Origin of the sequence: Paraliobacillus sp. PM-2 (assembly GCF_001368815.1) — a bacterium.
Classification (GTDB): domain Bacteria; phylum Bacillota; class Bacilli; order Bacillales; family Amphibacillaceae; genus Paraliobacillus.
In genome coordinates this window covers 110,066-124,897 of the sequence record NZ_CTEI01000001.1, presented here as the reverse complement: position 1 = coordinate 124,897, position 14,832 = coordinate 110,066, and the positions used below count along the sequence as shown (strand labels likewise).

General features: G+C 34.1%; 15 protein-coding genes. 2 read left to right on the top strand and 13 right to left on the bottom strand.

Translation table 11 applies throughout. The annotated features are described in order from the left end of the window. The first annotated feature begins 156 nt into the window (after nt 1-156). Nucleotides 157-1,268, top strand: a protein-coding gene (locus tag BN1058_RS00575; RefSeq protein ID WP_255306921.1) for an IS3 family transposase whose coding sequence is annotated in 2 segments (ribosomal slippage) — nt 157-439 and nt 439-1,268 — 1,113 coding nt in all. Because the reading frame shifts where the segments join, the coding sequence is not laid out codon by codon here. Here BN1058_RS00575 and BN1058_RS00570 read toward each other — a convergent pair. The 8 genes from BN1058_RS00570 to BN1058_RS00535 all read right to left on the bottom strand — a co-directional run bounded on the left by BN1058_RS00570 (nt 1,233) and on the right by BN1058_RS00535 (nt 7,669). Next, on the bottom strand, nt 1,233-2,018 hold the full coding sequence (locus tag BN1058_RS00570) for a recombinase family protein (protein ID WP_090851331.1): 786 nt from the start codon (nt 2,016-2,018) through the stop codon (nt 1,233-1,235). The two genes, BN1058_RS00575 and BN1058_RS00570, sit on opposite strands and share 36 nt — an antisense overlap. Nucleotides 2,019-2,147: 129 nt before the next feature. Next, nucleotides 2,148-3,296 (bottom strand): phage/plasmid replication protein, II/X family, encoded by a 1,149-nt coding sequence (locus BN1058_RS00565; RefSeq protein WP_090851328.1) that lies wholly within the window; start codon nt 3,294-3,296, stop codon nt 2,148-2,150. 471 nt (nt 3,297-3,767) lie between these two features. After that, complete coding sequence (locus tag BN1058_RS00560; protein WP_090851325.1) at nt 3,768-4,286, bottom strand: HGGxSTG domain-containing protein; 519 nt, start codon at nt 4,284-4,286, stop codon at nt 3,768-3,770. Nucleotides 4,287-4,366: 80 nt separating this feature from the next. Beyond that, nucleotides 4,367-4,579 carry a hypothetical protein gene (locus BN1058_RS00555; protein ID WP_090851322.1) on the bottom strand — a complete coding sequence of 71 codons (213 nt, stop codon included), beginning with the start codon at nt 4,577-4,579 and terminating at the stop codon, nt 4,367-4,369. Beyond that, nucleotides 4,579-4,770, bottom strand: a complete 192-nt coding sequence (locus BN1058_RS00550; RefSeq protein ID WP_141652094.1) for a hypothetical protein — start codon at nt 4,768-4,770, stop codon at nt 4,579-4,581. Before BN1058_RS00550 ends, BN1058_RS00555 begins: the two co-directional genes overlap by 1 nt. A gap of 37 nt (nt 4,771-4,807) precedes the next feature. Continuing rightward, on the bottom strand, nt 4,808-5,575 hold the full coding sequence (gene istB / locus BN1058_RS00545; RefSeq protein WP_090851316.1) for an IS21-like element helper ATPase IstB: 768 nt from the start codon (nt 5,573-5,575) through the stop codon (nt 4,808-4,810). Between the two features lies 1 nt (nt 5,576). After that, a complete protein-coding gene (gene istA, locus BN1058_RS00540) occupies nt 5,577-7,109 on the bottom strand; it encodes an IS21 family transposase (protein WP_141652093.1) in 1,533 nt (510 codons plus the stop codon). A gap of 125 nt (nt 7,110-7,234) precedes the next feature. Continuing rightward, nucleotides 7,235-7,669: a hypothetical protein gene (locus tag BN1058_RS00535; RefSeq protein WP_090851313.1), complete on the bottom strand. Its 435-nt coding sequence runs from the start codon at nt 7,667-7,669 to the stop codon at nt 7,235-7,237. Nucleotides 7,670-7,964: 295 nt separating this feature from the next. On the opposite strand from BN1058_RS00535, the gene BN1058_RS00530 reads away from it, so the two are divergent. Next, entirely contained in the window at nt 7,965-8,837 is an 873-nt protein-coding gene (locus BN1058_RS00530; RefSeq protein WP_090851310.1) for a hypothetical protein, read from the top strand. Between the two features lie 37 nt (nt 8,838-8,874). Here BN1058_RS00530 and BN1058_RS00525 read toward each other — a convergent pair whose 3' ends face one another. From BN1058_RS00525 to BN1058_RS00505, 5 genes are all read right to left on the bottom strand, one after another. Then, on the bottom strand, nt 8,875-10,182 hold the full coding sequence (locus tag BN1058_RS00525; protein WP_090851307.1) for a site-specific DNA-methyltransferase: 1,308 nt from the start codon (nt 10,180-10,182) through the stop codon (nt 8,875-8,877). A 140-nt stretch (nt 10,183-10,322) separates the two neighbouring features. Then, nucleotides 10,323-10,805, bottom strand: coding sequence for a TIR domain-containing protein (locus tag BN1058_RS00520; protein ID WP_090851304.1), 483 nt, complete (start codon nt 10,803-10,805; stop codon nt 10,323-10,325). Then, nucleotides 10,805-12,232, bottom strand: a complete 1,428-nt coding sequence (locus BN1058_RS00515) for an SIR2 family protein (protein WP_218054206.1) — start codon at nt 12,230-12,232, stop codon at nt 10,805-10,807. Before BN1058_RS00515 ends, BN1058_RS00520 begins: the two co-directional genes overlap by 1 nt. Before the next feature lie 344 nt (nt 12,233-12,576). Further along, on the bottom strand, nt 12,577-13,242 hold the full coding sequence (locus BN1058_RS00510; protein ID WP_090851298.1) for a DNA-3-methyladenine glycosylase family protein: 666 nt from the start codon (nt 13,240-13,242) through the stop codon (nt 12,577-12,579). Between the two features lie 164 nt (nt 13,243-13,406). After that, nucleotides 13,407-14,741: a HEPN domain-containing protein gene (locus tag BN1058_RS00505; RefSeq protein ID WP_090851295.1), complete on the bottom strand. Its 1,335-nt coding sequence runs from the start codon at nt 14,739-14,741 to the stop codon at nt 13,407-13,409. Nucleotides 14,742-14,832 lie beyond the last annotated feature (91 nt).

Sequence of the window (14,832 nt, the reverse complement as noted above, 5' to 3'; positions counted from 1 at the left end):
CACCTCATTTTGTATCAAGTATTTTTTCGTGTTGACCTTTTGATGCTACTTTTCCATATTCGTAGAATCCTCTATATGAATCGGTTACACTTGGTTGGACAAGTTAGTTAAGGTCAGTTAGACTTGGTTCAAATAAAAAGCCAAGGAGTTTTATAAATGACCAGAAGAATGAGACGAAGCTTTTCTAAAGAATTCAAAGAACAGATGGTACAATTGCATGCATCTGGTAAACCCCGTGCCGAAATAATTAAAGACTATGAATTAACCCCTTCATCCTTTGATAAGTGGGTTCGTCAGTATCATGATAGTGGATCGTTTCAGGAAAAAGATAATCGCACACCGGAACAAGAAGAATTAATCAAACTTCGTAAAGAAAATCAAAAGTTGGCCATGGAAAATGATATTTTAAAGCAGGCCGCGCTGATCATGGGACGAAAGTAGATGTGATCCGAAATAACCGTCACAAATACTCGGTATCAGCAATGTGCGACGTCCTGCAAATTGCCCGAAGTACGTATTATTACGAAGCAAAAATTCGTGATGATCAGAATCAAGAATTAACAGATCTGATTGTTGCTATTTTTAAGAAAAGTCGTCATAACTATGGTCAACGAAAGATTAAGGTTGAGTTAAAAAAACTTGGCTGGGTTGTGTCACGACGTCGAATTGGACGAATCATGAAAGAACAAGGACTTGTCTCAAAATATACAGTCGCTCAATTTAAACCGTCCAAATCATCGTGCAATGAATCAGTAGTTGGAAACACGCTCAATCGAGCATTTGACCAAGATGAAGAATTAAAAGTAATTGTAAGCGATTTAACCTACGTGAAGGTTGGGCAGAAATGGCATTATATTTGCGTTTTAGTAGATTTATATAATCGTGAAATTATTGGTCACAGTGCAGGACCTCATAAAAGTGCTGCTTTAGTTCAACGCGCCTTTGCATCCGTTCCGTACAATCTTCATCACCTTGAATTGTTCCACACGGATAGAGGTAGCGAATTTAAAAACCAGCTGATTGACCAAGCGTTAGAAACGTTTGGTATTGAGCGTTCTTTGAGCGAGAAAGGAACGCCGTATGACAATGCCGTTGCAGAAGCTACATTCAAGACTATCAAAACAGAGTTTGTCAAAGGGGCTTATTTTACTGACCAACACGAACTTGACCTTGAACTGTTTGATTATGTTCATTGGTTTAATCATATTCGAATTCATGGATCCCTAGATTACTTAACACCTACTGAATACAAGTCGGTTAACCTTTAAAAATGTGTCCAATTTAGTGTTGACATACCAATAAAAATTCTCTTTATCTAAAATTCTTTTAACCTGTACTTTCGTAAACTTTTTATTTTGTCTGGTTAAGTAGCCCTTATCGTTTAAAGCATCGGCTAGATCAGATAGCGACCACGTTGGATACTCATTCCTTAATTTAAACAATTCACGTACAGATTTAGCCTGTTTATCATTTAATCGTAATTGCTTACTACCTTTTTTAGAGTCATAACCAAAAGTAGCTCTACCGCCAGCATAACCACCGTTTTGCGCTTTCCGTCTTCTACCTCTGCTTAATTTAAGAGTAATTTCCAACCGTTGGTATTGGTCTAACAGTTCCATCATTCCGTTAATGAAAAAATCACTTGGGTCGTGGTTGAAAATACTATAATTCGGCTGTTCTATAGATTTAATGTCAATCCTGTTTTTCTTTAACTCCCTTTGAATCAGCACCTTTACAATATCCGATCGCCAAAGTCTAGAAGTGTTTAATACAATTACCTTTGTTGTGTCAAGGTGTTCTAAATCTGAAAGCATATGTTGTAACCCGTCTCTTTCAATAGTCATTGCTTCTTCATCAACTTTTGCTCCACTTATGCCCTTGTCCTGATAGATGTGAACTAGCTCTAACTTCTGTGTTTTACAGAATTTCTTGATTTCTTCTACCTGATAATCCAAGCTATAGCCATCTTTCACCTGTCCTTTGGTAGATACACGGACATAACCGACCACTTTTTCCATTGAAGATACCTCCTGCGTTACAAAAACTTTAATTTGTGTAACGTTATTAAAGTGATTAACACTATACGACCTTCCCTATAGGGCTTACAACTGCTACACTATATATTTTTGTAACGCAGGCAATATTGTTTAAAGTAAGCTTTCTTCTTCATTCAGGATTTTTGAGTCAGATCTATAATATTTCAATTTATTTGAAACAGAATGCAATTTTTCATTAAGTCTGTTTTTGTCACTTCTAACTGGTGTAAAACTTTCTGGAAATGCAGATTCGCCATTTATATTTGTATTATGCCAAGAACAACCAGCTCTTCTTAATAACCTTTTGTGCTCATAAAAAGTTGATATTTGAAGCACTTTCTTAACAAAGTCCTCCCCAATTGTCGCAAGTAAGTTCCAGGTGCTAAATAAACCTATAGACCTTCTCGCACCGTACACAATGCACAACCTTTCTTGAACTGTATTAATGTTTCTGACAATTTTATAGTTATCACCAGACTCCATTAAAAACTTTTCGACTTGTATATCATAAGAACGCTCTAAATATTCATTTGATATTTCAGACACTTTAGGTATTTGACCGAAGTCTTCTTTTAGTTTTCTTGCTTTTAACTCAACCTCGCCACGCAATAAATAATCAGCTTTAAATTCTAGCTCCATTAAATCAAATCGATCCATGAACTTACCCAGCCTTTTCATGTCATGTTTCTTGAACTCTGTCCCTTTATGATAAAATTTGATTCGTGTGGCAGCTTTTTTGAGCTGAATACCGTGCGAGCCAAATCTATTTACATTGTGTTTATAGCTGAGACCGTTAATTTGCAAACCACTAAACCAATTAAATATCTCGCTCTTATCTTGAAACTCAAATACTTCAGCAATATCAACTCTTCTCACTTGCCATAACTCTGCATAAGGTAGCTCTACTCCTAATAACCCGCCAGTAAAATCAATAAGCCATTTAATAGAAGATATAAAGTCTTCTGGTCCTCCAAAGACATTATGACCCACCAATGCTTTGTGAACACTACATTCCAATGTTATATAAGGGTTACATGACTTCTCGTAAGGCATACCATTCTCAAAGCCTCTTTGTGTTCGTTCTATCTTTACCGAAATACGAGAATCGTATGAACCTTGTAACCTTGCAGTTGTTAGAGAGTATAAAAGCTCTCCTGATTTCATATCCAATCCTTGCCTTTTAATGCTCTGTTCTTCTATACGTTTTGCCATATCTTCATCTATAAATGGTGAACGTAGTGTAACAGTGTCGATTGCCATAATAAGTCCTCCTTGTATTTATAAATTGGTTTCGCAGTAACCTTTATGTGCTATCACATATTTGAGCACCCCCTTGTACTAATTGAAAGCAAAGTATCTACATACGACTTATATAGAAACTCTTGTAAATTTTAAGTAGTCTTTAAATTGCTAGAATGATCATTTCAAGCTACTTAAAAGTGCTCTCATATACGTATATATAAAATTGCACCCTTTTTAAGTAGAATTAAAAAAAATCTGTTCTTTTAACATAGTTTTGTACCGTAATACTAACGAACCCTTTCTAAATATCACCTCGTTTATCTTCCGTGATTAACGGTTACGTTTGATATATAAATTAAATCCACTGTTTTTTAAGTAAAAATATAAAAAAGAACAACCATTTTTAGTGGTTGTCCCTTCGTGTGCGCGTTTATCTTTAAATGTGAGTAGTTTGACACCTCATAGACTAAAAAAGCCAAAATCACCTGTTTATGACTTTTGTCGTTGTTCCCTTGCTTTAGAGATAATATAAACTAGGTTATCCAAGGAGCTTGTATCACCTTCTGATTCATTAGCTGAAAACTCCCTATTCTCCCTTATTAATTCATATGCTCTGGAGTCTATACGAGTTAAGGCTTCTTCTAAGCGGTCAATAAATTTGTAATTAGGCTTTGCTTTTAAAAATTCTTCGTTATAACGTTTCATTAATCGCCTAGTCCGTATTTCAAGTAATTTATACCGTCCCTTAACTTGCTTTTCCACATCTTCAGGAACCATTTCAAACAATACCTTCTCATCCTCAGTCAATGTATCATAGCTGATTGTTTCATATTCTCCAGTCTTTATAGCGTTTTTATTACCTTCCAAGCTCTTTCGATGTTTTTCTTTATCTATTGGGCCACGACTTAAGCCACCGTGAAATCTGCAACGCCCATTCTCAAGAGGTCTATTTCTGCAAGGCTCCTTACTTTTTTTCTTTCTAGCCCCACAGATTCCTTTTTGCTCCATCAATTCCCCCTCCTACCTCGTGTGCATAGAGTATCGTTTTCAAATGAAGGGGGAACTAATCTTCCCCCTTTGTTAAAACATTAGATTTCTATATCCCCATTCAAATAATCTTGGATGTTTTCGCTAAATTGTTTCTCATATTTTTCAAATTCTTCAGTTAATCCTTTTTTCCCTAGAAATGCTCTAAATGCTAAAGACGACAAAAAACGCCTTTCTGCTATACCAGCTACTTGTTCAAAATCCTCATTAGATTGTGCTAATTCTCTTTCTAGTTGTTCAACTGTTTTTGACATTATTCTTCCTCCTCAGCTTTTCGTTGATAGAATCTTTCTTCTGCTTGCTTTTGTTTCTCTAAGCCATTTGCACTTTTTTGGTAGCGTTTTTGGTACTTACGTATTTTAGCTTTGTTTTCTGGTTTCTGCCGCCACTGTCTTAAATACTCACGCATATATTTACGCCTTGCTTCTTTAGCCTTTTCACTCATATGTATTTCGCAAGTGAAAAGTGAGCCATATCGCAATTTAATTTAGAGCCACTTGATCATTACTATTTCTCATCCATTCTTCTGTTTCTTTCATTCGATAAGATGCTCCACTCATGTTTAAAACATGAGATTTATGTGTTAAGCGATCTGTTAAAGCTGCGGTTAGTACGGCATCATGAAAAATATCTTGCCACTTTAAAAAAGATAAATTACTAGTAATAATCGTAGATTTTCTATCTGCTCGTAGCGATAAATGCGAAAATAATAATTCAGCTCCTTCTTTATCAAAAGATATATAGCCCAATTCATCTAAAATGACAAGGTCATACTTTTCAAACTTTAATTCGAATGACCGTAACGTACGCTCCGAGCGATGCTCTTTTAATTGATTAATAAAAGAGGGAACCGTTGCGAAAAACACACGATAACCAGCTAAGCATGCTTCCATCCCTAATCCGATAGCCAGATGGGATTTTCCCGTGCCGGGAGGGCCTGTCAAAATAACATTTTGACCCTCCTGAATAAAAGATAATGTCTTTAATTGAGGTAACTTTTGTCTTGCTTGTTCTGGTAATGCTTCTTCTATTAATTCTTCCAACAGCTTTTTCTGGGGGAAATTTGCAGCCCGGATGCGAGTCTGTTTTGCACGAACCATACGATCTTCTTTTTCCTGTGTTAAAACTTGTAGTAATACATCATAAGCTTGTTTCGGTTGTTTGAATGCATCTTGGTCCTGAACCATTTTGCGAATAGTTGGCAATCTTAATTCTTTACATAATTGAATAAGTTGCGTTTGTTGATCCATATTACATTACTCCTTCTTCTGTCAGATAAAATAGTTTTTGATAGGCTTGTAAATTCGATTCAGCTTGCTTCGTTATATCATCTCGCTCATCCACCATAGGTTCCTCTTCCTGTTGATCACAGATAAACTGGATTCGATCGAGCGAAACATAATTGGAACGCACTTTTTTTAATTGATGGATCGCCTTTAATACATCCTGAAGGTTATTATTTTCCTTTATATAATGGAGTAATGCTATGAATTCTTTCTCTTTTCCGATATAATATTGATGATAGATATTTTTTATATGTGTTGGTGCCTGTTTCAAACATTGACTTTGGATCATGGCACCCTTTTTCTTTTCAAATGTTTGTAAATAGTGGTAGATATTCATTTCCCATTGGTGAAGTCCCCAATTTCGGGAATGTGTTGCTACGTATTCTCCGTCAATAAATAACCGAATGTGCTCTGCTCCTACTTTAGCACGTATATATTTCCCCACGTGTCCCTCTGGGACAGAATAATGATTCTGTTTAAGGACAACCGTACTGTATTTATCCACACGACACTCGATTAGTTCTGCCACATCAAATGGTTGAAAGGATGTTGGTCCTGCTGCTTCCTTTTCCTTTTTCATTAAGTCCACATGTTTTATTTTGTGTTCATGGTGAAAACGCTGGTTAAGAGTCTCTAAAACTGTTATTAGGTGCTGATTGGCTTCTTGTATGTTTGGAAACTTATATGCGGTGGAAAAAGCTTTTCGCCGAACGAATTCTACACTCCTTTCCACATGTCCCTTTTCATTTCCTTTTCTTATCTCACATAACCGGATACGAAATTGATAATAGTCAGCTAGTTGTTTCATTGGCTCGGTGATAGTCTTTTCCTTACCAACAAATGATTTGACAACTGTTCGCATATTATCATATGTGAACACCTCTGGAATAAAATCCAAGTGGTCTACTAATTTGGTATGAACATCTAAAACACATATTTGTGTTTCGGACTCATACAACCTTGCGAACCGATAATTGCTATAAGGTAATGTGAAAACAGCTAATGAAAAACTTTTTATTTTCCTCTGCACTTCTAACTTCACTTCTCCCCAATCAAACTCGATCTCGGCACCAGGCTCACAATACTTTCGAATAAATACTTCTTTTTTCTTCACTATTTCTTTATTTACATAGTTCCTTATTGTCGTATAACTAATGGTGTACCCTTTGTCTAATAAAGCTTCATGCATATCTATGATTTTCATCTGTTGCTTTGCCATGTAATGTTGTTGTTTCCATTGATTCTCCGCAATATATTGCTGTAATAATTTCTGAATTTCTTTCGTTAATACTCTTTTTGGGTTTAGCCTCGGTTTATAGCGAGGTGCACTTATCATATTTTCAGGTATAGGTAATTTCCGTACGTCTTGTTGCTTACTCTTCTCAAATACTTCGATATATTTCCTCACCGTATTTCTAGAAGCTTTTAATTCTTTCGCAATACTTCGTTGGCTCTCACCATCTAAATATCTTTTTAATATTTCCTGTTTCTTGTTCAAGGTGATCACTCCTAAAATTCCCCCTAATATTTTCATAGTATATTAGGGTTATTTTCCGTCAGAGTGGCTCTATTTTCAATTAATAATGTGGCTCACTTTTAAGTTACCATATACACTCATAGACATTATCCTTCACCTAATTCATCTAATTGGCGTTCTGTGTCTTCTACTACCTGCTCTGCATTAACAATTAGTTGTCTCTGGTGTTGTATCATGCGGTCTGCTTCTTCCTTAACAGACTCCAACTCTCCTTTTTTACGTTCTAAGCTACGCCTTTCACGTGGTAGTTTATGTTCTAGCCGTGCTTTATAGCCTAACAAGCCTTCTAATACATTAAGTGCTTCAACACGTTCTCGATCTAACTGATCTGCTACTGTACTCTGCAGGTAATAATAACGGTGTTCTAACTGTTTAGCTTCTAGAACATCACCTTTATCCAACGCCTTTACATGCCTATCCCATAGGTGCTTATACTCTTTTGTATTAACATCAATTCTCTCTTTAATTTTCTGTACTTCTTCCTGTGCAACTTGAATTTTACTTTTTTTCTTTTTTGCCACTTTTAAACCTCCTAGTATGATATAAAAAATAAAAAAAGCCCTACCTCGCGATGCAATAAAGCGAGATAAGGCTTATAAGTTTGAAAGTATTAAGTGGATGAAAGATCGGTAATTTTTCTGAAAATTACAACTTCAGTTATATAGTAACACATTATTGTGAGTCTGTTAATATATTTTTATTAAATCGCTACTTCTATAGTTTATTATGGCCGATATTCTTCCACCAAATGGTTCACTTTATGGTAACAAAGAATTATAATGGTGATTACGCATACTAGACAATAGGAGTGGTAAAATGACAAAAAAATTCAGGGATTACAAAATCAAAGAAAATAATGCCCAGTACATAACTTTTTTTGATAGTGAATACTATCCTGACTACCTTGAAGCAGCATTACAGGTATATAAACCCGTATTTGAGCAATTTGGAGAATTGCTAGAAGAAGCTGAAAACTCAAGCAATTTATTAGAATTGATTGGAAAAGAGTCAAATCCAATTAGAACTCAGCTTATGAGAGTATTTCGAAAATTTGTTTCACCAGATACTTCAGTCGAAATGCTAAAAAAGAAGACCAAAATACCAGAGATTATAAGAGATTTCGGAGATAGGTTTAGAGAACTAGAGCTTGTAAGAGAAAGGTATAATTCTCGACCTTTTCCTGATGAAACACTTGCCGCAATGTTTTTTGAATATGCTAATCGAGGTGAAAAAGGATACTTGCTTACCGAAGCTTTCTTTAACTGGTTTGAAGAAAAATTTGGAGATGAGTATGAAATTCTAGGTCCGATAAAGGCTGGTAGAGATATTATACTTAGTGAATATCTTGAAGGCTTTAGTAACAAAGTACCTGCCGATTTTCTCATAAGAAATAAAAATACAAAAGAGCCTAAAGTAGTCGGTTTTGCTAGATACGACTCAGATAGAGGGGGATCCCAAGAAGACGATAGAATAAAAGGTAATAGAGATAATGTCACTGAAATGATTAAATATTCTAGGGATACCAATAAAACATTGAAAGTACTTTTACTAAATGACGGACCAGGTCTTACACTTGGCTCGATGTGGGATGATTATTCTAGTCTCGAGGACTACGGTGAAGAAAACGTTAGGGTGGTCACTCTTAAAATGCTAGAAGAGAGGGTTACAAAGGACTGGATAGAAGAGTAAAAAACAGGCGATGGATAAACTCCATCGCCTTAATAATTTATTTAACATAAAATAGGTCTTTAAACTCCCTGATTTTTTCATCGCTTAATTCATTCTCTTTAGAAAAGAACTCTAATGATGTCTTCAGTACCGATTTATCAGAATCATCTTCAATAAATGAGAGTTGCTCTTCTTGAATTTCTTTTTCTGCAAAGTTCCCCATGGGTTTTGAACCTTTTGCAAACCTCTTAGCTACTGTTTCTATGGAGTGGAAACTTGAATCCACACCAACCCACTTTCTCGCGTTATTTTCAGCAGATACAAGAGTAGTACCAGAGCCAGCAAAACAATCAAGTACAATATCACCTGGATTCGAGGATGCCAATACAATCCTATCCAGTAAATCAATGTTTTTTTCTGTTGGATATCCTGTTACTTTAATATTCTGGTTATGTGCATCTTTAAAGTCCATCCAAATGTCTTGAACAGGCAGTCCATTACTATTTTCAAAGTAAACTTTTCTCCTTGGATTACCTGTTGGAGACCAATAAATTTCTCCTTTGGCATCTAATTCGTCAAGCTTTTCTGGAGTGTACTGCCAATGTTTACCTTTCGGAGGGTATTTACCTTTCCATTTGCCCCCTGTTGCACCATTTCTTACACCGGGAGCATGTACCGGAACTTTCTTATATCTTCTCCCCGTCTCTTCTTCTATATATTGATATTCTCTTTTCATTGCTTCTTCTGTCCAAGGCTCATAAGCCCTATTCCAAGTGTATTTATCACTTTTTGAATAGAATAATATATAATCAGAGATATTTCCATATTTTTTTCTAGTGTAATTTTTTCTATTACACTTTTTACGTGTGATCCAATTCCGGAAATTCTTACCTCCGAAAACTTCATCCATTATTAGTTTTATTGGAAATGCCATATTCTCATCCAAGTGTACATAAATAGACCCATCCGGTGAGAGTAATTCTCTAAGAAGTATTAACCTTTCTCTCATAAACTCTAAATATTGAGCACCTACTAAAATGTCATCGTAAGCGTCATCTAAATTTCTAGACTGAAAAGAAGAGTTAGTCCCATATGGGGGATCAATATAGATAAGTTTCACTTTCCCTGCCATATTCTTCTGATATAATAAATCATAAAGAACTTCAAGGTTATCTCCGAAGAATAGTTGGTTTGTCCAAGCTGATTCTTGGTTGTTTCTTTCTATCTTCAGCCTACTGTTGTATTCGGGTGACTTTGCATCTCCTAAAATCTCATTTATATCTTTCTTTCCATTATATTGAATGGTAAAGCTAGTATCTATGTCATTATTATTAGGTTTATTCTTACTAGTTACTCCAGTCGCCAAAACGACACCTCCTAAATGTAACTTAAAACATTATAGCATACAGCTTGCGAAATCTTAAAAGTCATTTTATGTAATGTGGAAGTACCAATAAGTTACACCTAAAAAAACACCATTATACATAATGGTGTTTGAATAATAATTTACTTGTAAGAAATCTTTGCAGCCTCTTCAATCCAATCTGAAAAATTCTCATAGCCGTTATCTAGATCCCAGAAATAAGTTTTAAATACATTAGAAGCCTTCTTTATTTTTCCATCAACTTCTACAGTATAATTATCAAGTGGATTATCTCCCCGAGTTGCTTTTTCACCTTTTTGGTTTTTGAGCCTGTGTATATAAATTCCCAACAGTTTATTACCTTTTTCTAAGCTCTGCTCAATTTCATATTGAACCCATTTTCTTTGTGAAGTCTCTTGACCAATAAGTACCACAGTTACAGAAGTACCCTTTAGTTGTCCGTCTATCCAGTCTTTTATTGATTTGTTACCTTTTTTCTTAACTTCTTCCCACTCAGCAGCATCAAGGTACCCTTTTACTTCCTGAGTTATGTTTGAATTTCTCACTTGACCTGCTCTCCAAGCATCTTTTTCATAATGAAAGCTAAAGAATACTTTTCTCGCCATTATAAACTCCTCCTTATTTTTTCAAATATTTTGTGAATTTCGTCGATTATTCTACTCTCATCTTTTTCAACTTCTAATATATTAATAGATTCTTTCAAGTACCAATACTTTTTTAAGTCTTTCTTTACTTCATTAAAAATTTTCTCAGTAGCATAACCTGTAGACCCTATAGGTATGATAAATTTGTTTAGCTCTTTTGCTATTTGAAATTCTTCAATCATACCATTTGCTTCAACAGTTTTTCCATCACTTTCCTTGTTACCAAACAAGAACAACATAACACCCGCATCATTAATCATGTCTTTTCTATACTCGGTCCATAATTCTTTAAGTGTTTTCCCGCCTGATTCATTTTGTGGAAATGGTCGAAGAGTTAAATAATCATTTGTTCTTTTATTTTTATTATTAAATATTTCTTCTAAAGAGCCATTTATTACATAACTCCCAACTCCAAGACCAAATCCAGATATAACATGGTGATTCCTAGAAATTAATGATTTGGAGAGGTTGTGCAATAGGTTTTTTGCCTCTTCATTTGAATATTTCCCATATTCTTTTGCACTTCCCGATATGAAAACTTTATTTATCTTGAACTTTTTTTCTATATTCTCAAGTATTCTAGTTATTTCTACATATTCATCTATAAGTACTGAATTAATACCGTATCTTTTTAAGTCTTTAACCTTTAGATCCTGTTTGACCTTGTCATACTTAAATTCTTCTTCATTAAAAGATCCATCACTATTCTTATACCGTTCATCTGATTGGTTAACTTTTCTAAAGAAACAATAATGGTTTTTTGGGCTTTTACCAAGCAATTCAACCCTAATCCGACTTAATATTTGCTCTAAATTAGGATCTTCAAAACTGAAACCAATAAATAAAAAGGTCTTTGAAATTAGTTCACCTTTTAGTTGTGTGGTAAACATTCGTCTGTCACTATCGTATCTTTCATAATCATCTCTTGTAATGACAGTCTCATCTGGAAATTCCTTATCTCCATGCATTTTGTAAACTACAGCATCTCTATCAGGCTTATAATTTTTCATTTGACTTTGGCTTATTTTCACGTCAGTTACTTTCTTAACGCTACTTAATGTATCCTCAATAATTGAGTCATAATTAGTCGTCCAATAAGTATTAATAGGCAACCTGGACAATATATCCATATTTTTATTTTTTTCAGATGTTCTTTGGAACTCTTCAATAATTGCTTCGTTAATTGTCTGCCTACCATTAGCATTATAGTGGTATTGAGCAACAGAAACTAAATCCATTTCTTTATCAACATCAAGTTCTAATTCATCTGCAATATCCCTCAATAATTCTTTCCAATCTACAAAGCCGGAACCTCTTGATAATCCTGCCCCTGCAAAAACAGCTAAATTATTATTTTTTAGTTCCTTTAAAATTGCTTTTTCTAACACTGGTATGGAAGTACTAATATTCAGTCACCTTCTAACCTATAATTATTCTAGTAAATACTTATCAGGTTAAATATACCATTTATTAATAGCGAAATCCAATATTTGGTTTTAGATCAATTTTCTAAATCTCTGCTTATGCTAATTTTACGTTTTATTCATCACCCGTGGTATGATTAATTCTACGATTTATCTAAATGAAGTTTCATTACTTACTATATTTGAGTTTAGCTTTTTTATAAAAGATAGGACAAGTAAATGGCCTAATCCAACTCATGCCTACTTTCAACTCTAAGATACATAAGAATTTTTTCTACCTAGATATCCTAATATCTGGAGCCGCCGTATTATAACTCTTTTTCATTAATATTGAAATTATATAATGAATCAATATCCTCAAACTCATTAATATAATTTCTATTTACAATTTCCCATAAGTACAATGAAGCGACTGTTTTGTAAGGTGCCCATTTCTCTACCATCTTATCTATATTTTTACTATCTTGATATAACCAATTTATAGCCCTCTTTAATCCAATATCACCATATGAAAAAACATTTTCTTTACCTAATGAAAAAATTAAAAACATTTCAACTGTCCATCTACCGATTCCCTTAATATTTGTCAGTTCTTTAATTATAGTTTCACTAGTTTGATTAACCAAACTATATAAATCTATCTTCCCTTCCAAAATTTGTCTACTCAAATCTCTTATATACGCTATTTTTTTATAGGATACACCACAAGCCCTCAACTGCTCATCGTTAATAGACTCTAAAGTCTTTGGTTCTATAGTTTCACAAAGAGTCTTAACCCTACCAAATATAGTTCTAGCTGCCTTTATAGATAATTGTTGACCTATAACCTGTTTTACTAGTGCTTCAAAATAATTTTGTTTAAGAGTTATTGAAAGATCACCAACTACTTTTATTAATTTACATAGATTTGGATCCCTTTCACATAAATAAGCTACACTTTCGTCTCGTTGTAATATATTGATTGTTTTACTCATTTTATCTCCTTTACTACTAACGAATTGGTTTAGCGTAACAGCTTAAAACAACTTAACATTTTTGTTTTGCCATGACTTATGGTACCGTTCATCTCCCTTAACTGCCCTGGAAACCCTCTCAACTCCCACTGTTTCTTAGCGCTGACAGCTAGAAATGATTTCTTTTAAATACCTTTAATAAGATATTGTGAACCTTCATAGCTATCCTTTAACAAGTTAAACCATGATTGCTTAGTGGTATAGTTACTATGCTTTTTATTATCATTCGCATACTCAACGTAAAGGTCAGCTTTACTGATAATGACAGAGATTATTTTATTAAATACATCTAAGTCGGTATCACCCTTAGCATCAGTAAGAAAAGGATCTACTTCATTTCTAGAAAAATAATCTTCTCTATATTCTAGCCCTTCATGTACAAAATCGTTTCTAGATTTACATATCTTTTCAATAGCACTTGTTTGGTCTTTATCAGTTAAACTTACCAAGTGATTCAAGTGAAATTTCAACTTCTTTTTCTTATCCGACTCGTGTTTCTTCAAGAATAATACTTCAGCAGCAATATTGAGATATAAAACTGCATCGGACTCACTGTCTAACGAATTTATTTTTTTCCCATTGTTGATTGACTTCATGAAAAATTTTAGCGCTCTTAAGAAGCGAAAGTCTAACTCATCTAAATTATCACTTTCTCTTGTCCAATGATAAAGTTTCACAAACCGTTCCACATATTTTGGGTTCTTTAGCCATTCTAAACTAAACCTACAGTGGTAACTAAAATTAAGAGGTATATGTCTCCAGTTTTGCTCGCCATGGACTGCTATATGGTAGTTTAATGTGTCTATGTTTTTTGACATGCTTTTATTTTCACCAAATTTTTTTATTGCTAAATGCATTCTGGAGTTTTCATATTCTGGGTAAATATAAGCTCTATAGAGTATATTTAACACGCTAATTGCATAAAAAGCACGGTCAGAAGCAATATGATTAACACTAGAATATTGATGTGTAATTTTTATAGCAAGTAATGGATGTGATAGAAAGATAGGTGATCTAGAATTCATTGTATGTTCAAACCTTGATTCAAGCTCATAAAAGGACAATTTGGTTATATCATGCAATTGATATACCTTATCTTCCCCTCCTATGATGTATATATCTTCACTTAAGCGAATAGTATCATTCAAAGTTGCATTTACTAATGGAAAGACAACCCAATACTCCTTAACATTCAATTGAAGATTATCTTTGAGTAAATCAAGAACTTGCTTTGAATCATCTATGCTAAAATCTTCTTTCTTATGAAACTCTAACCAACTAAATATTTGTACTAACCATTCCTCTGCGTCTTCAATGTTTATTATCTCTGAGAATTCCGGGTGTTTAGCTATCGAAGTTATAACTTTATTTGTTTCTTTATCTTCTAAGCCACTACTCCAATTACCTCTTTCATAATTACATTTCAACAAGTAAAGAACTGTTTTGTATAGTTTCTCCATTAGATCCCCCCTAGTTTTGATTAAATGTTTATTGTCCATTGTTTGATAAATACTTAGACCATTGAACATCTTGCACAGTTACCTCAACCTT